The 20386-nt window shown below is 35.3% G+C and carries 17 protein-coding genes, 1 other RNA gene, 1 riboswitch and 1 other annotated feature; of the genes, 10 read left to right on the plus strand and 8 right to left on the minus strand.

Translation table 11 applies throughout. The annotated features are described in order from the left end of the window. The first annotated feature begins 691 nt into the window (after positions 1–691). Positions 692–1696 (plus strand): catabolite control protein A, encoded by a 1005-nt coding sequence (gene ccpA / locus ACQV2G_RS06595; protein ID WP_428872981.1) that lies wholly within the window; start codon positions 692–694, stop codon positions 1694–1696. A gap of 66 nt (positions 1697–1762) precedes the next feature. Here ccpA and ACQV2G_RS06600 read toward each other — a convergent pair whose 3' ends face one another. The 3 genes from ACQV2G_RS06600 to ACQV2G_RS06610 form a co-directional block, all read right to left on the minus strand. After that, complete coding sequence (locus tag ACQV2G_RS06600; protein ID WP_428876415.1) at positions 1763–4852, minus strand: transglycosylase domain-containing protein; 3090 nt, start codon at positions 4850–4852, stop codon at positions 1763–1765. 26 nt (positions 4853–4878) lie between these two features. Then, positions 4879–5850: a rhodanese-related sulfurtransferase gene (locus ACQV2G_RS06605; RefSeq protein WP_428872985.1), complete on the minus strand. Its 972-nt coding sequence runs from the start codon at positions 5848–5850 to the stop codon at positions 4879–4881. 279 nt (positions 5851–6129) lie between these two features. After that, positions 6130–6687 carry a folate family ECF transporter S component gene (locus tag ACQV2G_RS06610; protein WP_428872986.1) on the minus strand — a complete coding sequence of 186 codons (558 nt, stop codon included), beginning with the start codon at positions 6685–6687 and terminating at the stop codon, positions 6130–6132. Between the two features lie 49 nt (positions 6688–6736). Beyond that, positions 6737–6834, minus strand: a riboswitch (THF riboswitch). 96 nt (positions 6835–6930) lie between these two features. On the opposite strand from ACQV2G_RS06610, the gene ACQV2G_RS06615 reads away from it, so the two are divergent. Then, complete coding sequence (locus ACQV2G_RS06615) at positions 6931–7854, plus strand: diacylglycerol/lipid kinase family protein (RefSeq protein WP_428874655.1); 924 nt, start codon at positions 6931–6933, stop codon at positions 7852–7854. Between the two features lie 71 nt (positions 7855–7925). Then, positions 7926–8360 carry a DUF2187 family protein gene (locus ACQV2G_RS06620; RefSeq protein WP_428872988.1) on the plus strand — a complete coding sequence of 145 codons (435 nt, stop codon included), beginning with the start codon at positions 7926–7928 and terminating at the stop codon, positions 8358–8360. A 64-nt stretch (positions 8361–8424) separates the two neighbouring features. Here the strand turns inward: ACQV2G_RS06620 and ACQV2G_RS06625 are convergent, their stop codons facing one another. Beyond that, complete coding sequence (locus ACQV2G_RS06625; protein ID WP_428876416.1) at positions 8425–9390, minus strand: hypothetical protein; 966 nt, start codon at positions 9388–9390, stop codon at positions 8425–8427. A 40-nt stretch (positions 9391–9430) separates the two neighbouring features. Between ACQV2G_RS06625 and ACQV2G_RS06630 the strand changes: the two genes are divergently transcribed. Beyond that, positions 9431–9871, plus strand: coding sequence for a ribonuclease HI family protein (locus tag ACQV2G_RS06630; RefSeq protein ID WP_428874657.1), 441 nt, complete (start codon positions 9431–9433; stop codon positions 9869–9871). On the opposite strand, the gene ACQV2G_RS06635 is transcribed toward ACQV2G_RS06630, so the two are convergent. From ACQV2G_RS06635 to gpsB, 3 genes are all read right to left on the minus strand, one after another. Further along, positions 9847–10974, minus strand: a complete 1128-nt coding sequence (locus ACQV2G_RS06635; RefSeq protein WP_428872991.1) for a THUMP domain-containing class I SAM-dependent RNA methyltransferase — start codon at positions 10972–10974, stop codon at positions 9847–9849. The genes ACQV2G_RS06630 and ACQV2G_RS06635 overlap by 25 nt on opposite strands. Positions 10975–11073: 99 nt before the next feature. Next, positions 11074–11451, minus strand: an RNA gene (gene rnpB / locus ACQV2G_RS06640) — RNase P RNA component class B. Positions 11452–11462: 11 nt separating this feature from the next. Next, positions 11463–11798 carry a cell division regulator GpsB gene (gene gpsB, locus ACQV2G_RS06645; RefSeq protein WP_428872992.1) on the minus strand — a complete coding sequence of 112 codons (336 nt, stop codon included), beginning with the start codon at positions 11796–11798 and terminating at the stop codon, positions 11463–11465. Between the two features lie 252 nt (positions 11799–12050). On the opposite strand from gpsB, the gene ACQV2G_RS06650 reads away from it, so the two are divergent. The 5 genes from ACQV2G_RS06650 to dtd all read left to right on the plus strand — a co-directional run bounded on the left by ACQV2G_RS06650 (position 12051) and on the right by dtd (position 17219). Beyond that, positions 12051–13004 carry a 50S ribosomal protein L11 methyltransferase gene (locus ACQV2G_RS06650; protein WP_428876418.1) on the plus strand — a complete coding sequence of 318 codons (954 nt, stop codon included), beginning with the start codon at positions 12051–12053 and terminating at the stop codon, positions 13002–13004. Positions 13005–13007: 3 nt separating this feature from the next. After that, positions 13008–13781, plus strand: a complete 774-nt coding sequence (locus ACQV2G_RS06655) for an RsmE family RNA methyltransferase (RefSeq protein WP_428874660.1) — start codon at positions 13008–13010, stop codon at positions 13779–13781. Between the two features lies 1 nt (position 13782). Further along, on the plus strand, positions 13783–14427 hold the full coding sequence (gene deoC / locus ACQV2G_RS06660) for a deoxyribose-phosphate aldolase (RefSeq protein WP_428872995.1): 645 nt from the start codon (positions 13783–13785) through the stop codon (positions 14425–14427). A 141-nt stretch (positions 14428–14568) separates the two neighbouring features. Further along, positions 14569–16767 (plus strand): RelA/SpoT family protein, encoded by a 2199-nt coding sequence (locus ACQV2G_RS06665; RefSeq protein ID WP_428872997.1) that lies wholly within the window; start codon positions 14569–14571, stop codon positions 16765–16767. A gap of 8 nt (positions 16768–16775) precedes the next feature. After that, entirely contained in the window at positions 16776–17219 is a 444-nt protein-coding gene (dtd, locus tag ACQV2G_RS06670; protein ID WP_428876419.1) for a D-aminoacyl-tRNA deacylase, read from the plus strand. Positions 17220–17240: 21 nt separating this feature from the next. Here dtd and ACQV2G_RS06675 read toward each other — a convergent pair whose 3' ends face one another. Next, entirely contained in the window at positions 17241–18653 is a 1413-nt protein-coding gene (locus ACQV2G_RS06675) for an N-acetylmuramoyl-L-alanine amidase (RefSeq protein WP_428873000.1), read from the minus strand. Positions 18654–18839: 186 nt separating this feature from the next. Then, positions 18840–19030: a binding site (T-box leader), on the plus strand. A gap of 36 nt (positions 19031–19066) precedes the next feature. Between ACQV2G_RS06675 and hisS the strand changes: the two genes are divergently transcribed. Then, positions 19067–20386 carry a histidine--tRNA ligase gene (gene hisS, locus ACQV2G_RS06680; RefSeq protein ID WP_428873001.1) on the plus strand — a complete coding sequence of 440 codons (1320 nt, stop codon included), beginning with the start codon at positions 19067–19069 and terminating at the stop codon, positions 20384–20386.

Consider the following 20386-nt stretch of genomic DNA (forward strand, 5'->3'; position numbering starts at 1 on the left):
AAAGTAAAAAATAGAGTTGAGGCCTTCGGCCATCAACCCTATAAATTATAGAACCAATTTGTCTTTACATGATCGAATACAGACTCTACAGCAATTCTTCGTTGACTGTAGAGTGTCTTTCCTTCGTCAGATAAGAGCTTGGCTCGTTCGTTAAACTTGAGTGATTCATAAGACAGTTTGTAGTAGATTGCTTTTTGAGGTGCCGTGTCTGTCTCCTTCGGTCGGTAAACATCGCTCGTACTTTCATAATCATTGCGTATTTTAAAAATCTTGAATGCTATTAATAATAACTACTTCCTTTAAGCAGTATGATGGTCTGTCATTGCGCTCGATTCGGCGATTCCCATAAATTAAAAGCTCCGATGATGTTTCTTCGTTTCTTCTTTCTCGAATAGATTATATCTGATAAGGTGCTTATTCCCATGGTAGGTTAATTAAGTTAAATTTTCCTCACTGCCATATTTGGTGTCACCGACCATCCAAAAAGTTGAAGGGTAAACTGCTCTACAAATGAAATCAGTGTTAACCTATCTTTTGGGTTGGAGAAGACAGCAAACACCCTCTAATGAGCGAGTTCATTATTTATGAAAAAACTGTGAAAACTTGAGAATAAAGCTAGAAAACGCTTGCACTATCTGTCTGCTTATGTTAAATTCAAAGAGTAAATTAAAAATTTGAAAGAAGGGTAGGCATGGAAAAGCAAACAATTACAATATATGATGTAGCTCGTGAAGCTGGCGTATCAATGGCCACCGTATCTCGAGTTGTAAATGGTAATCCAAATGTAAAGCCAAGTACTAGAAAAAAAGTCTCAGAAGTTATAGAACGTTTAGATTATAGACCTAATGCTGTAGCAAGAGGACTAGCCAGTAAAAAAACAACCACAGTTGGCGTTATTATTCCTAACATTACTAATATCTTCTTTTCGGCATTGGCACGCGGAATTGATGATATAGCAGCTATGTACAAATATGACATTATTTTAGCAAATGCCGACGAAAGTGTCGACAAAGAAATTAATGTTTTTAATAATTTATTAGCTAAACAAGTAGATGGTATTATCTATATGGGTTATAATGTCGGCGAAGAACTTAAGTCATTAATTAAAACTTCAAGAACACCTGTAGTTATTGCGGGTATGATTAGTGAAGATCCTGATCTCTATACAGTATCAATTGATATTCGATTAGCAATAGAAGAAATGACAGATTTCTTACTTCAAAAGGGTAACAGACCAGCTATTATCACCGATTCAGAAAAGTATTATGTCAATCGAGTGCATCGGATTCCTGGTTATAAATCAGCATTGGCTAAGCATAATATAGCGGTAGATGAAGATTTGATTATCCAAAGTGACTTTACTGATGATGAAGGAGATATAATTGTAGATCAATTATTAGCTGCTAAAGCTACCGGAGTTATCGCTACTAAAGATTTCTTAGCAGTAGCCATTTTAAATGCCCTAACTGATCGAAATATTAAAGTACCTGAAGACTTTCAAGTACTTACTAGTAAAAACTCAGTCCTTACAAAATATTCGCGTCCTCAACTATCATCTTTACAATATCCTTTATATGATGTTGGAGCGGTAGCAATGCGCTTGCTAACGAAAATTATGAATGATGAGGGTATCGAGCAGCGTCAAATCATTCTTCCCCATAAATTAGTACACCGTGGTTCAACACTGAGTGAATAAAAACATTAAAAAGCTATGAGATTTTAACTCATAGCTTTTTATTATAGAGCCTTTATTTTGCAAAAATTATTCATAATATACTTCTTCAGTAACAGTCTCGCTATTTTCTGGTTGCGCCGGTATTAGATTACCATTTTCATCTGTGCTTTCAGAACGAGACTCATCATCCTCATCCGTTGTTTCTTCAGCAGAGGTCGTTGATGTTGTCTTTTCCTCAATAGATTCCATATAAGCATTCCAAAAACGTGCAGTATCTTGATCACTAGCGTTAAACATGAAGTTATAAGAGAGTGGAGCAGCAGGATTTGAATTTTTAAACAAATCTTGTTTAATAGGGCCATTTAGACTAGCAATTCGGTTATTATAGGTAATGTTTCCAGGTAAAGTTCCTGTCATTGCTACAATATTTTGGCTAACAACAGAAGCGGGTTGTGCAAAGACTTCATTAGATCCAAAAATATCAGGTCGAACTCTGAATAAGGCGTTGGCGATATTAGCCCAGTATATTTGTGAACGAACCGATTCATTGCCAAGTCCATCATCTGGGTTAACAAAGTATTCATAATATTGTGAATCATAGCCAGCCCATGTACCAATGGTAACAGAAGGAGTAGAGGCAATAAACCATAGATCTTTAGCATTTTCACTAGTTCCGGATTTGGCAATCCAGTCTCCTGGAACTTGCAGATTAGCTTTGGCATATTGTCCTGAACCGAATTCGGTTGTATCCCTTAAAATATCTACCATTAAGTAGTTTGTATCCTCACTAAATACTTTTTGTGGCTCTACTTCTTGTTCAAATACAGTATTTCCAAATGAATCGACAATCTTACTGATAATATGCCCTTGAATATAATAACCATTATTGGCAAAAGTTGAAAAAGCAGATGTTTGTTCAAAAACAGTCGGTCCGGTATTCACTCCACCAATGGAAAAGGCTAGGTTGTATGTTTCTTCTTGATCATATGCAAAGCCATCTTTAAAGCCCATGAGTTCAAGATAATCATAGACTGGTACGTTTTGCTGTATAAGCCCTTGATAAATTCGAATAGTTGGCAAATTCAGTGACTTAGCTAATGATTCTCTGGCAGAGATAAACTTATTAGAAATTGATTCGCCGTAGTTGGTCGGTTTCCACTCAGTTCCATCGGGATAAGTTTCTACAAATGGTGTATCGGGTACAATTGTGGCAGGAGCAATAAGATTATTCTCAATTGCTGGTGCATAGACTGCAAGTGGTTTGATGGTTGAACCAGGAGAGCGGCGAGTGGCAAAGGCATGGTCAATTTGATTATTATCATAATCGGTCCCAGCCACAAAGCCCAGTACTTTTCCACTAGTGTTTTCAATCACCACAACACCAGTTTGAATATTTTCAACATAATAGATTTCTTCACCGGTACTAGGATCTGTATAAACCCCATCATAGCTTACTCCTAATGAGTCTACGTTTTCTTTAGCAGTTTCTTGTAATTGATCATAAATTTCTTTATCAATAGTTGAATATACTTTGTAGCCCCCGGTACGCAGCTGGTTTTCTGCTTCAGAATAATATTGATTATACCATTCAATGTCTTGTAAAACATCGCTCATCTGATTTCCATCGTCATTGACATTAATTTCCATTAATTTCTTAATGGCTTCATTCATGACGGTTTGATACAGGTAGGATTGGCGTTCGATTGGACGATTTTCAGGTTTAATAAAATCTTTACTAATATCATAATCAATCGCAGTTTCGTATTCTTCTTTAGTAATAGCCTCGTTACGATACATACTGAATAGCACAGCTTTCATTCGATTGATACCAGGATTGAAATCCTCTCTAAGTGAACTGTTATAGTTATAAGGAGTATAGCTATAAGGATCTTGAGGCAAACCAACTAAAAAGGCAGCTTGAGCTAAATTAACTTCATTTGGTTCTTTGCCGAAAATGCCTTCAGAAGCTTCACGAATTCCCGCAATATTATCTCCTTCATTATTACGGCCAAAAGGAGAAACATTGAGATAAGCGTTTAATATTTCGTCTTTGGTAAAATATTTTTCAACTCTTAAGGCCAAGAGAATTTCGTTAGCCTTTCTAAAGAAAGTAACATCATTTGTTAATAACTGCTGCTTAACTAATTGCTGAGTTAATGTTGATCCTCCAGTACCAGACCCGGTAATAAGCGTTTGAAGCACTGCTCTAAGTGTTGATTTAGGGTTAACACCGTAATGCTCATAAAAAGCTTGATCTTCAATGGAAATTAAACCTTCTTTAATATAGGGTGAAATATCTTCTAAATTAGTAACAGATCTAACGACGTCCGATCTTATATCAGCAATAAGGTCGCCAGAGTCATAATATAAACTAGATTGTTGTTCGACTTGATTAATAGCTTCAGCCATCTCTTGTTTACTTGGTGGAGTCGTATCAGATACTAATGAAGTGAAGTAGCCTAATCCAATACCTGATAAGAGAAAGCCAAAAAGAAGATCTACAACTACAAAGTAGATGAATAGACGTCTAAATACATTAAAGATAATCGAAAGGACTAAGGAAATTTTTGAAAACCGGTCAAGACCTTCCAAAGATAGTTGACTACGCACTTCTTTTTTTCTTTTTCTTCTTTTATCAAGGTAAGTCTGAAAAAGATTTTTATCCGTTGAGTGGTTGTCACTTTCACTTTCAGTTTTTTGATTTGACTTCTGTTGAGGTCTGTTTGATTCTATAGCGTCTCGACTGAACTTACTAGAATTATTACTGCTAGTATGATTATTAGTCTTATTTTCTAGCTTTAAATCAGTGTCAGTTTCAGTTTTTTTAATAACTTTCTTCTCTGAGCGATCTTTTTTAATCGATTTATTGTGTAAATTGCTTACTGACTCACCTATAGGAGTTTCTTTTTTGACTTTAAGCGATTGATAATGATTAGAAGAAAACTGTCTTCTATCCTCATTTGACTGAGGAATAGCCTTATCAAAATTATTAAAGCTCTTATTTTCAAGTTCACTAATTCTTTTCAATCTTCTTGCTCGAGCTTCTTCGCTATTAACATAGTTAGAAGATTTCTGGTTGATTAATCTTTGCCGCCTTTGATTGAGATTTGGCTTACTATCTTTTAAATGATGACCCTCCAAAGGTGGCAGATGATTCTTGCTTTCTTTATTAGTCATTTCATTATCCCCTTTATCGGCTTAAATTATGCAGAATGTGTTTTACTTAAGCTTTCTCCAATTGCATTTAATCTTTCTTCCCATTCTTCTGTGGAAAAGTTATGTTCAGCGACATAGCGGTTTCGAGGATGACGACGACAGGCCTCACTACATCCACGTAAATACTTATCTTCATTTGCTTTAGAAGTCAATATTTGTTCATTACATTCTGGGTTTGCACAATTTACGTATCTTTCACATGGTGTTCCATCAAAATAATCTTTTCCGACTACTGTAGGATTTACTTGATTAACTGGGACAGCAATACGTTCATCGAAAACATACATCTTACCTTCCCAAAGCTCACCTTTAATTTCAGGGTCTTTTCCATAAGTATCAATACCACCATGTAATTGCCCCACATCTTTAAAACCTTCTTTAAGTAACCAACCTGAGAATTTCTCGCAGCGGATACCACCTGTGCAATAGACAACAACGCGTTTGTCCATAAATTTTTCTTTGTTTTCTTTCACCCAGTCAGGAAGTTCACGGAAATTACGAATTTCAGGACGGATCGCACCCTTAAAATGACCTAAATCATACTCATAGTCATTACGAGTGTCAAGAACAACTGTATCCTTGTCAAGTAGAGCATCTTTAAATTCTTTAGGGGATAGATATTGTCCTGTAATTTCATGTGGATCAATATCATCATCTAAGTTTAAAGCTACAATTTCTTCACGCGTTCTCACAGACATCTTTTTATGCGCATAATCATCAGCAAGATCTTGTTTAAACCATAAATCTTCAAAACCTTCTAGTGAATGAACATAGTCCATATACTTTTGTGTTTGATCTAGGGTGCCTGAAACGGTTCCGTTTATTCCTTCTTCACCGACTAATACGCGCCCCTTTAAACCGATACGACGGCAAAACTCTAAGTGTTCTTTGGCAAATAACTCAGGGTCTTCAATTCTTTGATATTTGTAATATAACAATACACGATAATTTTTCTTCATAGTATACCTCCTGTAGTTGCAAGCTACATTTATTTTCATATCTTCATATTATACGTAAATATAGTAAATGTCACAAGTTTTTACAATTTTTAATCTGATTGTTAAATAAGTTTACTAGTATTTTTTGATTTTTTAAGTGAAGTTTATAATATTTAGTACAGTAAATTTTCGTTAATAAAAAGGGCAGAAGCTTAAACTTCTGCCCTTTTTATTAATTTTATAAGATAATTCATAAATAGTAAGTAGTGCGTTACCTACCTAAAAGAGCTACCATAAAGTTTAAAATTGGAATTTTTTGATTAAACGATCAATTACAGGCAATTTTAGGATAATCACTAAAATAATTGTGTTCAATGGAAGAGAAACAGCGTTTTTAGCGATACGAATTGGCATGAATGCTGCCCAAGCTTTACCTTGCATCATTTTAATCCATAGAGATCCAAATCCTAAGTTTACAATAAAGGTTACTAAAACAACTGCTATAAGAATATTTTTCCAATTACGTTCTTTACGCCACAAAAACCAACCATAAATGAAACCAGCTAAACCGGCACTAAAGGTATAACCGAAGAAGAAGCTATAGCCATTTAGAAGAGCAGTGATAATGTCATTAGCTACCGATATAACGATAGCCCACCATGGACCAATTATAGCGCTGGAAATAGCAGTACCGATAAAGCCAACTCCAATTTGGGCAATTTCACCTACTCTAAACGCTGGTATATAAGCTAACATAATACGAAACGCTAATAATAAAGCCATGGTAGTTAATTGTAGGGTGGTTAGTTTTCCTTTATTACCATATGAAATAATACGACGGGAATCAGGTTTTTGCATAAAAAATACGCTCCTTTTTTTGACAAGAGAGCGCTACAAATAATATTAATGCAGCGAATGCAAAGATAGTATCGCAAGAATAAATTCTTTTCGTTTGTTGGCCACATCCCATCCAACAACACTTGACGTTCTATCTTTTACTCTGTCTAATGATATACATCAGTGTAACTTACTTTCAAAGAAATTGGAAGGGAAAATCGTTTAGGAGGACTTGTGATATAATGTAAAAAAAGGAGGGTTAATATGAAGAGCGTTTTAATCATCGCTAATCCAGGTTCAGGTAAGGGTAAGGCCAAAGCATATGCTGAGCAGTTAGCTGATTTACTAATTAATACATACGATGCTCAAGTCAAACACCGAACAACTGAAAAACCTCAAGATGCCTATGATTGGGCAAAAACTACCCCTGCAGATGAATACGACACTATTATTTGTTTGGGCGGTGACGGCACTATTAAGGAAGTGGTATCCGGTTTAATGGAGAATTCACAACCACCTCATTTTGCTTTTTTACCTTTGGGGACTGTAAATGATTTAGCAAGATCTTTAGGAATCTCTCTAAACCCAGTAAAAGCCATTAATCAATTTAAATCTTTAGAGTTAAAAAAATTGGATATCGGGCAAGTTAACGAGCAGTATTTTGCGAATGTTCTTGCGCTAGGAGCTATTCCTTCAGCAGTATTTGAAACTGAATCTAAAGTAAAAAATAAGATTGGGGTATTAGCTTATTTATTTGATGGCTTTAAAGCGATGTTTGAAGAGGAAGATTTTGATTTAGACATTAGTGTCGATGGAAAGGAATCTCATCACCTTAAAACCAATCTTATATTATTAACACTCACTACTAGTGTGGGAGGAATGGAAAATCTTCTTTCACAAGACCAGCTATTTGATGGATTGGGTCATCTTTATGCTTTTAAGGGTTCATTGGCTATATCAAGCATAGCTACTTTTATTGAAGAGAAAGGCTTGCCTCGACACGAATTAGATAATGAGTCCATCTTGTCGTTAAAGGGTAAAACATTCGATATTAAACTCGCTTCCTTGAATGAAGAACGTGAACTAAAAGCGAACATTGATGGCGATAAAGGCCCAAGTTTACCATTAGAAATTAAGATTCATAGTCAAGCACTTTCTGTATGGGTTCCAAAGGTAGAGAAAGAGTAACCTTTAGAATAAAAAAGAAAAATGTGGTATAATAACAATTACAGAGGGCAATTTAAGAAAAGAGGGATAACGTGTCGAAAAAAATTTCAGATGGGCAACGAAGTCTAATTGAAAAGGAGTTAAGACGCGGGACAAGCAAGTCACGTATCGCTTCGCTATTAGATGTAGATTATGAAACGGGTCTTGAAATGATTGAATCAGTAAAGTTAGCAATTCGACCAGAAATAGGGGATAAGATTACTTTCAAATTTAGAGAAAGTAGCATGACAGGAATAATTACAAAATTGCTTTCTAATAGTGCAGTTGTAGATATTTATTGGCAAGAATCAGATATGATGATGCAAGATATTATTGAAGAGAAGACCATAGTCAATTTCAAAGATATTATTGATTTTATATCCTTACCACCACAAGAAGAGGATAAGCATGTCATTCTAGATCCACAACCTACCGTGCACCATAAAAACACCAAGGAAAATGATACACAGTCAGAAGAAGAGAAGTAAAATTAGAGCGAGTCTACTATAGACTTGCTCTAATTTATTTAGAAAGTTTTCTTTAAATTTCTATCTATAGACTTAGTTGTTTGATTTCATCGATAGCCTGTTGGAGAATTTCATCCATTCGCTCATTTTGATCGGATTCTTCACTTTTTTCTATATGGTAATAACTTAAAAAGCTATTAAACCATGCAACAGGGTCTGAGATTTTTTCTTTGATAAATGGATAGTATACCATCACCAATAAATTTATTTCTTCTAGTAGACCATCATAAATATGAGGATTATTATTGACCGTATAATCTTCAAGAAGAGCTTTTATTTGTAAATAGGTCGAATCTTCTTTATAAGGGACTAGAGATAGGCTATCGATGATTTTAATTTCTTCAAACCATGTCAGTTTCAGATGGGCCTGGTAATTTCGAACTATATAATGATGCAATATATCACTTTTAACGAATTGACTTATCTCTTTGTCAGCCAATAATGCAGTCAAGATTGGATGTTTAAGGGAGTAATCTAAACTATAGAAGTTTTTGATTTCTTTTAAAAGTTCATATAAGGTTAGTTCTTTCAATTGTTTCAACTTTGAATCTAACCTCTTCGTATTTATAAGGAGTTGAAGTTCTTTAGAAAGAGCTTCTTTTTCTTTAATTTTTTCAATTTGTTTAACAATCAAAGAGATATCCCATTTTTTTTGATCAAAATATTCTTTGATTTCATATAACTGAATCAATAGTTTTTGATGAGAAAAAAGATAAGGTAAAGAATGAACATAAAGCATCGCTAATTCATAGTCAAGGTCTTGTATGGAGTGGTCTGAAAGAAAATTTTGCCATAACTTTTTGACAGCTTGACTTTTATTTTGAATAATATGAATAGAAATTAGTTCTTTAAACACTTTAAGGGAAGGTTCTATCTGATAGCTTTCTTTCAAAAAGTTAGATGCACTTGCATAATCATTTTGTTCAAGCGCATTCATGGCTTTGCGATAGAAATATTCGCTCTTATTTGGCATATGAATAAGATCTGTCAATTGAGGAGACTCCTTTCAAAATAGAGAGGGTGAAAAACCTATGTGGATACAAATTGATGCCGCTTTTGATCCTAAAACTAAAGAAGCGGGCCTAGCTTTTTTGGTATTCAATGGTGAAAAAGTTGCTACTTTTAAATTTTATATTAATGAATGTCTGGATAATCACCAAGCTGAGTTTTTTGCTTTAAGATTAGCTATGCAATGGATCAAGCAAGAAAAATTAAAAACAGATCAACTCATTCAAATTAAAACCGATTCTAAGATTGTTTTCCAATCGATTGAAAAACGTTTTGCCAAAAAAGACTATTTTAGCAAGCTTTTAAAAGTTATTCTCTTTGAAATGGACCATTATCCTTTACTTTTTCTAAAATGGATTCCTGAAAAAGAAAATCGAGCAGCTGATCAAGCAGCAAAACAAGCCTTACGTAAACAAGGGAAAGTAAAGACTTTAGACCCTTATTTATTTGTAGACCAAAATTGATAATAATTTACTTTTAAGGCACCGTTATATAACTTGCGTTTTTTGCTAGCTTTTTCACCATAAAATTTCTCAAATGAGTCATCACTTGAGAGAATATACTTCGACCAAGTGGTCATCAAACGGTAAATAGTACCCATGTCCTGGTATAGTTGGTGTACCTTATCTTCATCTAGCAAGCGGTCCCCATAAGGAGGGTTGGAGATTAAAATGCCATATTCTTCATTCGGACGGTAATCTTTTAACTGCATTTGTTTAAAAGTAATATCTTCTCCCACACCGGCATTTGCTGCATTTTGCTTGGCGATTTCAATCATTCTTCCATCTATATCGCTTCCAAAGATATTGAGTTTTATTTCATGGTTAATTTTTTGACGTGCTTTTGTTTTTTCCTTTGACCATACTTCTGGATTAAAGAACTCCCATTTTTCTGCTGCAAATGACCGATTTAATCCTGGAGCAATATTGCGTCCCATTAAGGCAGCTTCAATTAAAATTGTTCCAGACCCGCAAGTTGGATCATAAAGAGGACGGTCAGGGAACCAAGTAGTCAATTTGACTAAAGCTGCTGCCATATTTTCTTTTAGAGGCGCGCCACCTTTTTCAGTTCGATAACCTCGTTTAAATAGACTGCTTCCACTTGTGTCTAAAGTAATCATCGCCACATCTTTTAGTATCGATATTTCAATAGGGTAGTAATCACCTGTTTCGCTCAAAGGCATTTTACGAGCATAGTGATCCATTAGCCGTTTGGCAATGGCTTTTTTGACAATTCTTTGACAGTTAGGGACAGAATAAAGTTTTGATTTCACCGATTTACCTGAAACAGGAAATTCTCCATCCATGGGCAAGAGGTCTTCCCAGGCAATCGCATAGGTTTGGTCAAACAATTCTTCAAAAGAGGTTGCTTTAAATTCGCCAACCACTACTTTAATTCGATCAGCTGTTCTCAACCATAGGTTTGTTTTAGCAATATCTTCTGCAGTTCCTTTAAAGCGCACGCGACCATTCTCTGTTTGTGTTTCATAGCCTAAATCCTTGAGTTCTTGATTAGCTATTCCCTCGATACCTGCAGCTGCTGTAGCAATTAAGTGATATGTTTTCATGGATAATCCTTCCTTTTAAAAAAACACGATTCAACAAGCTTTTAGGCTCAGAATCGTGTTGTTGACTATATGCATCTATAAATACCTATATTAGTAAATTTCGATAAGCCATGTTCTGTCAATATTTATTCCATAGGCAAGAATAAATAAAGGGTAATCATCTATCTACAAGATAACTTGTCTCTCTTTCAGTTAAGCAATGCTTACGCATTTTCCCATACAGAGAGTGCCCCTACCAAATTTGGGTTGCTCGCTCGAGGGGTTTACCGCGTTTCAGCTTTTTGTTTCCAAAAAGATCGTCTCTGTGGCACTTTATGAATTACTTATTCTTAGCTAAGCCTTAGAATATTCACTCGCCGTTCACCTTAAGGCTACCTTAGCTTATTGTTTAGCTAAGCACGAACACTACAAGCGTTTCAGCTTGTGCGAGCATGGACTTTCCTCAGCCAAATGAATTGACCGCGATTACCTGAAATTTACTATGATCATTAATTTTGACTATACTCTGTGTTTGAAATTTTGGCTCCGAAAACATGTTTTTCTAAGTTAGATAAACGTTTAAGGATATCAAAGTTGGTTACGCCAGAACCTGGAGTTGTTGAAACGTTTTTCTTAGCTAATGATAACTGCTTAGTTAATTCATCTATTTTAGCAATGAGTCGCTCATTTTCATTCTTTAAGAACACTACATCTTTTTGATAAGAATCATAGTCACGAATAATACTATCGAGATACTCATCGACTTCAGCAGCATTATAGCCACGCATGGAACGAGAAAATTCTTTTTGTAAGATATCTTTTGCTGTTAAGTTTTTTTCTGCCATGAAGTTCACCTCGTTTATTAGCTTTTATATTAAATAGAATATCAACTACTATTTTATCCTTTTCTTTTGAAAATTTCAAAAAAAGTTACAAATATTCTAAAGTCTATTATTTATTATTACATGCCCTTATTAAAATAGCTAGACTTAATCTTGAAAAAATAACTTCTTTTGATTGAAAAAAGATAAACAGTCCTCCATAATGTGAATAAGCTCAGCTTTAAATTTTTTAGATGCATTGACTGGGGGGGTTTAATGACTCATTGGACAAAAGTGACTATCTATCTTGAAACTAAGAAGCCTGATGAAGTGGAATATGTTTCTCATCTCTTATTTGAGTGGGGGGCGAAAGGGACGCAGCTTATAAATGTCGATGGATATATGGAAAATAAAGAAAATTTATTTGGAGAAATTCCTTTAGCTCCATCCCTTAAAGAACAAGATAAACGGGGGCTTGTCTTAGGTTTTTTTGAACAAGATATAGAAAAAGACTTGTTCGATAGTTATTTAGAAGATAACCTTTATTTCGATTTTAGTTGGGAAAAAGAGCCGATTGAAATGGAAAATTGGCAAAAAAATTGGATGAAAAACTACCGAATTCAAGAAATTTCACGATTTATAAAAGTTGTTCCGGTATGGGATGCTTATTCTCCAAAATATAAGGATGAGAAAGTTATTTATTTAGACCCAGGAGTTGCCTTTGGAACAGGTGATCACCCGACAACCCGACTCGGCGCGCAAGCTTTAGAAATGGTTATGCGAGGTGACGAGAAAGTTTATGATGTTGGAACGGGATCTGGTATCCTTGCATTGATAGCTTTTGCTCTCAGCGCACAAAAAGTGGTGGGATACGATCTTGATCCTCAAGCAATCGCAGCTGCTAAACAAAATCTTACTTATCAAAAATGGCAAAATATGGGCTATTCTGATGATTTTCAACCACCTATATCATTTCATGTCAATGATTTATTAAGAGGTGTTGAAGAAAAAGTAAATATCATCATGGCAAACATCCTACCTCATATATTACTCAAGCTCTATCAGGATGCCTATCAGCTTTTAGAAAAGGGTGGCTATCTCATTCTTGGAGGCATACTGACTGAGAAGGCAGAACAAGTAATCGATTCTTTATCAACAGATCAGTGGGAAATAATCCAAATTAATTATTATAAAGGATGGGCTGGTATCACGGCTCAGAAGAAAGAGTGAGTTATGCATCAATATTTTATCGATGATTCGAATCAAATAGTAGAAATTGGCAAGAAAGTTGTTTTGAATCCATCAGACAGTCATCATTTGGTCAATGTTTTAAGGGCTAAGCAAGGGAAGGAGTTAATAGTTGTATACGATCAAAAGAAGTATCTAGCTTCTTATCTCAAAAAAAAGAATGATTATGCTCTATTAGAAATCATGTCACCCTTAAGTGAGACTCTCAGTCAAACGGAGTTACCGGTCGAGGTAGTTGTAGCTTGTGGTTTATCCAAAAATGACAAAATGGATTCAATTGTTCAAAAAGCTACAGAATGCGGCATGAGCAGCTTTCAACCATTAGCTTTAAAACGTGATGTAGTCAAATGGGACCAGAAAAAAGCTGGTAAAAAAGTTGAAAGACTACAAAAAATTGCTGATAGTGCTGCAGAACAGTCAAAACGTTTAAAAAAGGTTGAAGTTAAGCAGCTTTTAAATTTAAAAGACTTTGTTAATCAGTATCGTACTCATGACATTAAACTAGTGGCATTCGAAGAAAGTGCTAAAGAAGGTCAACACCATCTGTTAGCCAAAATATTAAAAAATATCGAAAAGAATAAAAAGATAGTTATGGTATTTGGATCGGAAGGTGGATTAGAACAACAAGAGGTATCTTTCTTAGTAGAAAATGGCTTTGAGATTTGTAGCTTAGGTCCAAGAATCTTACGGGCAGAGACGGCACCTATTTATCTTTTAAGTGTCCTATCATATGTCACTGAAATTGAAAGGGAGTTTTAAAATGGAATTAAATAAATATATCGATCATACTTTATTAAATGCAAATGCAACCAAAGACCAAATTAAGCAAATTTGTCAAGAAGCCTTGGAATATCAATTCATGTCAGTTTGTATTAATCCAGTATGGGTTACTTATGCGAGTGATTTGTTGAAGGATTCAGACGTCAAAGTCTGTACAGTGATTGGTTTCCCTTTAGGAGCGAATACTTCATCTACTAAAGCTTTTGAAGCAAAAGAAGCAGTGAAAAATGGGGCTAGTGAAATTGATATGGTAATCAATATCGGAGCGGCTAAAGCTGCTGATTGGGAAACAGTAGAAGAGGATATCCGTCAAGTCGTTCAAGCTGTTCCAGAAGAAATTATTGTGAAAGTTATCATCGAAACTAGTTTACTTGAAAAAGAAGAAAAAGTGAAAGCTTGCCTTGCAGCCAAAGCAGCCAAAGCAGATTTTGTTAAAACTTCCACTGGCTTTTCAACAGCAGGAGCTGTGAAAGAAGATATTGCTCTAATGCGTTCGACTGTTGGTGAAACAATGGGAGTCAAAGCTTCTGGAGGCGTTGGCGATAAAGAAACTGCATTAATAATGATTGAAGCAGGCGCAAACCGTATTGGTGCTTCTAAAGGGATTAAAATTGTTTCTGAATAAAATTTTAAAACAACTGTGTCTTTCGACCAGTTGTTTTTTAGCATAAGCTAAGATTGATAGTATTAAAGAGGCTAATATTGTTTTATAGTGAGTATTTAAGTTATAATAGTAGAAAAATTATCTAGAAAGAGTGGTGATAATATGGGTAGAAATGATGTCTATACTGGTGAAGAAGTTATAGCAATTTGTCGATCTTATATGAATGACAGTAAGGTAGCTTTTGTAAAAAAGGCATTAGCAGTAGCAACCAAGGCCCATGAAGGGCAAGAACGTCTCTCAGGAGAACCCTATATTAATCATCCAATTCAAGTAGCAGGTATTTTAGCGAATATTAAATTAGACCCTGATACAGTAGCTACTGGCTTTTTACATGATGTAGTGGAAGATACGGACTACACTTTGGAAAAAATCCAGGAAGAATTTTCAGAATCCGTCGCCTTCTTAGTAGATGGCGTTACTAAACTCGGTAAGATTAAATTTCAAAGTAAAGAAGAACAATTAGCAGAAAATCATCGTAAAATGTTGATTGCCATGGCTAAAGATATTCGTGTGGTAATGGTTAAATTAGCTGACCGTTTACATAATATGCGCACTTTGAAATTTCAAAAACCCCACAAACAAATTGAAAAGTCTCAAGAAGCATTAGATATTTATGCACCCTTGGCTGAACGAATTGGTATGAGTGTCATTAAATGGGAATTAGAAGATATTTCTTTAAGATATATTAATCCTCAAGCCTATTATGATATTGTCCATCAAATGGACCAAAAAAGAGATGAGCGCGAAGAATATATTCAAGTTGTCATTGATCAGATAAAAGATGCGATTGACGAACTGTCCATGGACTCTACTGTTTATGGAAGACCGAAACATATTTATTCCATTTACCGTAAAATGGTCGATCAGAAAAAAGAGTTTGATGATATCTATGATTTATTAGCGGTTCGCGTTTTAGTCGATTCGATTAAGGATTGCTACGGAGTCTTAGGCATTATTCATACAAAATGGAAGCCGATGCCAGGACGCTTTAAAGATTATATTGCTATGCCTAAAGCTAATATGTACCAATCAATTCATACGACTGTTATTGGACCTCAAGGCAAACCTGTTGAAGTTCAAATAAGAACGCACCTTATGCATGAAGTGGCAGAGTACGGACTAGCAGCTCATTGGGCCTACAAAGAAGGGAAAACAGTCGATGAGCAACCACGAGATAACATTCAACAACAGTTAAAATGGTTTCATGATATTGTTGAGTATGAAGATGATGCAGGGAATGCTAGTGAATTCATGGAATTTATTAAAGAAGATGTTTTTAAAGATCAAGTTTATATCTTTACTCCTAAAGGCGACGTCTTTGAATTACCATTAGGCTCAGGTCCAGTCGATTTCGCTTTCCATATCCATACTGAAATAGGAAATAAGACGGTTGGAGCAAAAGTTAATGGTAATATCGTTCCTCTTAATTATCGCTTGAAAAATGGAGATATTGTTGAAATATTAACCAATCCGAGTTCTGTTGGCCCTAGCCGTGATTGGCTCAAGTTTGTTAAAACTTCTAAAGCACGCAATCGGATCAAACGTTATTTTAAAATGCAAGAGCGTGAGAAAAATAGCGAAATTGGACAGGAAATACTTGAAAAAGCCCTGAAAGAAAACGAAACATCTTTAAAAATAGAACTTAAAAAGAACAAAGAAAAAGACTTACTTGAGAGATTTAACTTCAATGAGATGGAAGATCTTTATGCTTCTATCGGCTTAGGAGAAATCTCACCGACTTCTATTATGCATTTTTGGAATATTAAGAAAGTCGACAAAAATGTAAAGCTATCTAATGTCATTTCTAAAGATAGGGAGACCGACTCTAACAAAGAAAAAGTAGGAAATGAAAAAGGATTAGTGGTTGACGGCGTTGATAACTTAATGATGCGACTTAGTCGTTGTTGCAACCCGGTTCCCGGTGATGAGATAGTTGGTTATATAACAAGAGGCAGAGGCATTTCTGTTCACCGCAAAGATTGTTCCAACTTAAAAAGTGAAATTGAATTGGATGATCGAACGATTGCAGTGCATTGGTCCGAAGAAAAGCAAGAAGAACATGAGTATGAAACAGAAATACAAGTCATTGGTTTTGACCGGTCGGGTATGATTAACGACGTTTTAAACGTTGTCAACCATACGGTCAAAAACCTCAAAGCAGTCAATGGGCGCATTGATGATCAAAGTCAAGCCATCATCAAACTTAAGGTTTTAGTTGCTGATACACAACAATTACATGAATTAATTGTTAAATTAAAGAACATCCCAGATGTTTACGAAGTTAAACGTCAAGGCAATTAGGAGGTCAAATGAAAGTAGTTATTCAAAGAGTGAACCATGCCAGTGTAACAGTTAATGAAGAAGTAGTAGGAGCCATTAAAGAAGGACTTCTACTTTTAGTCGGATTTGGACCTGAAGATACGGTTAAAGACTGTGAGTATTGTGCTAGAAAAATTGTAACTATGCGGATTTTTGACGATGAAAAAGGAAAAATGAATTTATCGTTGAAAGATACTGGCGGCAGTATTCTCTCAGTCAGTCAATTTACCCTGTACGCTTCTTGTAAGAAAGGGAATCGCCCTAGCTTTACCAATGCTGCAAAACCAGACCAGGCTGAAGAATTATACCATTATTTCAACCAAGAGCTTGACAAAAAAGGTTTTAAAGCTAAAACAGGTATTTTTGGAGCTGACATGAAAGTTGAATTTGAAAACAATGGACCTGTTACAATAATTTTGGACTCCAATGAGTAAACAATACCCCTGATAGAGACCTTATCTATCAGGGGTATTTATTTCTAATTGATTTCCAACTTGATTAAAATAAGTTGAGAGTCCTTCAGTAATAGCATCAGCTAATTTTTGATGGTAGTCATCCGTTAACATTAACTCCAAGTCTTCGCTGTTTGTAATATAACCGAGTTCGAGCAAGAGGGAGGGGACGGTATTTTCGCGTAAAACATGAAAGTTTCCATACTCCACACCCAAATTAGGTCGACCAGATGTTATCAACCCAGAATGTAAGGTCTTCGCAAATTCTTCGTCATTTAAATGATAGAAATATGTACGAACACCTTTGACCTGAGTGTCATAGGAGGAATCGAAATGTAACGAAAGAAATAAGTCTGGCTGTTTTTGGTTACTGATTTTAACCCTTTCAGCGAGGTCTAAAAATTGGTCGCTTTCATTAGTTAAGATAACTTTAGCCCCGAAAGCTTCAAGTGTTTTCTTTAATACTTTAGCAATCTTATAGGTAAAGCTTTTTTCAGCATACTTTTGATCTTTACTCAATGTACCTGGGTCTTCTCCACCATGGCCAGGGTCTAGCATGATGGTCGCTTGTTGGAGTTCAGATTTAATAGGTAGAAAGCGATGGTCAATTGAATAGTAAGGCTCAGATAGAGAGAAGGAATCAATATATCCTTTAACTCCTTGACTATCTTCTACGTAGTAAAATGATTCCTGAGGACTATATTCAACATAATCAAGCCTTGTAAATTCTTGTAGGTAATTCGTTTGATAAATCATATTAGAAAAAAAGTCTGCTTCTTCTAATAAGTATTCTTCTTTTTTGCGCATGATAAGCTTGTTTTTCAAGCTTTCTTTTTCTTTTTCTTTTTTATTAATACTGCTATCTAAAGCATTCTTTTCGGCAATTAAACGCTCCGCGTCTTGTCGATTCAATAATTCTATCTCGTTTATGTTTACAAAGGCTGGTTTACCTTGATAATTAACTTGAGCCCAATTTTTTTCTATATAATTAATAGGGATGAGGCTTTCCTTAGGAATATTTGAGAGAATAGGACTTTTAGAATCAGCTTTTTGATAAAGAGCCGTTGATTTTTCAAAAGAGGCTGCTAAATCTTGGTCACTTTTAAGTTCCTTGTTTTCGATTAGCCACTTGGGTAACCAACCTTCAACTTTCCCTTGATAGCGCACTTTAAGCCAACCGGTTTGTTCTTGAATAATTTCAATAGGAAAGTCAGGATCAATTTCGGTTAAAACCTCGGAATTAGTAGTTGGAAAAGAGTGCAGAACGATTCCTTGACGATCAATTGGTAAAGCTTTTAAATTGCTAAGATTAACAATTCCCCATACTGTTATGACGCTAATTATAAGTGTTAATAAGAAAGGAGTAAGTCGCTTTTTAGTTAAGTGTTTCAAATTTTTGGTCCAAACGATAGCCATCCTATATTCCTCCACTATTCCTCTATTAATTGCATTATAGTTGATTAATTGAATTAAAGGTCAACTCTAGATGGACTGTTACACAATAGTAACTAGATTGTTAATCATTTGCTATAAAGTAAACTAAAGAAGAATTTTAATTCAACTTGACAAATCAATCATCATTGAGTAATCTGAACATAATTAATCAATTCGGTGAAATAGACAAGTAGCTCTGTAATATACAGTGAGCAACGTTGAGTGAAAAGTTGCATTTGAGAGTGAAGACACTATGGAGAAGAATAATCAAAAGTTATTCCGTCAATCACGTTACGATTAAGAGGTAATGGATAAGTTCATTACAAATATAGGTGGTACCACGTTAATGCGTCCTAAGTGAAAACTTAGGGCGCTTTTATATTAGGAGGGGTAGAATGATTCAAAAGATGAAAGGCACCGTTGATATCTTGCCAGAGGATAGTTATCGTTGGCAATATGTCGAAGATGTAGCAAGAGATTTATTTGATCAATATATGTATCGTGAAATACGGACACCGCTTTTTGAATCCTATGATTTATTTTCACGTTCAGTTGGTAATACTTCAGATATTGTCTCTAAAGAAATGTATGACTTCTATGATAAAGGAGAACGACATATTAGTTTACGCCCCGAAGGGACTGCGGGTGTTGTGAGAGCATACGTTGAGAATAAATTGTTTGGTCCAGAACATGCACAGCCTTTTAAGGTTTATTATTTAGGTCCTTACTTTCGTTACGAAAGACCCCAAGCAGGACGTCAACGACAGTTCAATCAAATGGGCGTCGAAGTTTTCGGGTCAGAAAATCCAGCAACGGATGTGGAAGTTATCAGTTTAGCTTGGCATTTCTTTCAAGAGTTAGGTTTAAAAAATATTACTTTACAAATTAACTCACTAGGAAAGCCAAACGATCGGCAGGCTTATCGTCAAGCGCTTATTGCTTATTTTGAGCCACATATTCATAATTTAAGTGATGATTCTAAAAAAAGACTGCATGACAATCCACTGCGTGTACTAGATTCAAAAGATGCTAAGGATAAAGCTTATGTAAAAGAGGCTCCAAGTATTTTAGATTATTTATCTAAAGAGAGTAAGGACCATTTTGGACAAGTTCAATCCATGCTCAAGCAACTAGAAATACCTTTTGAAGTCAATGACAAGGTGGTAAGAGGTTTGGATTATTATCAGGATACTATTTTCGAGTTTGTAGTAGATGATAATCGGATTGGTGCTCAATCAACGGTTTGTGGTGGTGGTCGCTATGATGGACTGGTTCAACAAATAGGCGGACCTGAGAAGCCTGGCTTTGGTTTTGGATTAGGGCTTGAACGTCTCATGTTATTAATGGATCAACAAAAGATTGACATTCCACCATATGAGCCTCTAGACTTATATGTCTTATGTCGTGATGAGTCGGTTAATCAATTAGCAACCGAGTTAGTTCAAAAGGCTAGATATGCTGGATTGATTGCAGAAAGAGATTACTTATTTAGAAGCATAAAGTCTCAGTTTAAAACAGCCGGCAAATTAGGGGCCAAATTAACTATTATGTTGGGTGAGCAAGAAGTTGAGTCTGAGATATTAGTCGTTAAAAATCAAGAAAATGGGACTGAGACCGAGATTTCAAAAGGCGACTTATGGTCTGATTTTTATGGCGTTTATCGCCGTTTAACAACGGATACGAGTGTAATTGATAAATATTTTAGGGGTGAATAA

The organism is Facklamia sp. P12955 (assembly GCF_050409565.1).
GTDB lineage: Bacteria > Bacillota > Bacilli > Lactobacillales > Aerococcaceae > Facklamia.

What these genes read in the sequence shown, in the direction of transcription:
- ACQV2G_RS06655 (WP_428874660.1), top strand. Translation starts at nt 13,008, where the DNA reads ATGCATCAATATTTTATCGATGATTCGAATCAAATAGTAGAAATTGGC.
- ccpA (WP_428872981.1), top strand. Translation starts at nt 692, where the DNA reads ATGGAAAAGCAAACAATTACAATATATGATGTAGCTCGTGAAGCTGGC.
- ACQV2G_RS06605 (WP_428872985.1), bottom strand. Translation starts at nt 5,850, where the DNA reads ATGAAGAAAAATTATCGTGTATTGTTATATTACAAATATCAAAGAATT.
- ACQV2G_RS06650 (WP_428876418.1), top strand. Translation starts at nt 12,051, where the DNA reads ATGACTCATTGGACAAAAGTGACTATCTATCTTGAAACTAAGAAGCCT.
- ACQV2G_RS06675 (WP_428873000.1), bottom strand. Translation starts at nt 18,653, where the DNA reads ATGGCTATCGTTTGGACCAAAAATTTGAAACACTTAACTAAAAAGCGA.
- gpsB (WP_428872992.1), bottom strand. Translation starts at nt 11,798, where the DNA reads ATGGCAGAAAAAAACTTAACAGCAAAAGATATCTTACAAAAAGAATTT.
- ACQV2G_RS06665 (WP_428872997.1), top strand. Translation starts at nt 14,569, where the DNA reads ATGGGTAGAAATGATGTCTATACTGGTGAAGAAGTTATAGCAATTTGT.
- hisS (WP_428873001.1), top strand. Translation starts at nt 19,067, where the DNA reads ATGATTCAAAAGATGAAAGGCACCGTTGATATCTTGCCAGAGGATAGT.
- deoC (WP_428872995.1), top strand. Translation starts at nt 13,783, where the DNA reads ATGGAATTAAATAAATATATCGATCATACTTTATTAAATGCAAATGCA.
- ACQV2G_RS06600 (WP_428876415.1), bottom strand. Translation starts at nt 4,852, where the DNA reads ATGACTAATAAAGAAAGCAAGAATCATCTGCCACCTTTGGAGGGTCAT.
- ACQV2G_RS06615 (WP_428874655.1), top strand. Translation starts at nt 6,931, where the DNA reads ATGAAGAGCGTTTTAATCATCGCTAATCCAGGTTCAGGTAAGGGTAAG.
- ACQV2G_RS06630 (WP_428874657.1), top strand. Translation starts at nt 9,431, where the DNA reads ATGTGGATACAAATTGATGCCGCTTTTGATCCTAAAACTAAAGAAGCG.
- ACQV2G_RS06635 (WP_428872991.1), bottom strand. Translation starts at nt 10,974, where the DNA reads ATGAAAACATATCACTTAATTGCTACAGCAGCTGCAGGTATCGAGGGA.
- ACQV2G_RS06610 (WP_428872986.1), bottom strand. Translation starts at nt 6,687, where the DNA reads ATGCAAAAACCTGATTCCCGTCGTATTATTTCATATGGTAATAAAGGA.
- dtd (WP_428876419.1), top strand. Translation starts at nt 16,776, where the DNA reads ATGAAAGTAGTTATTCAAAGAGTGAACCATGCCAGTGTAACAGTTAAT.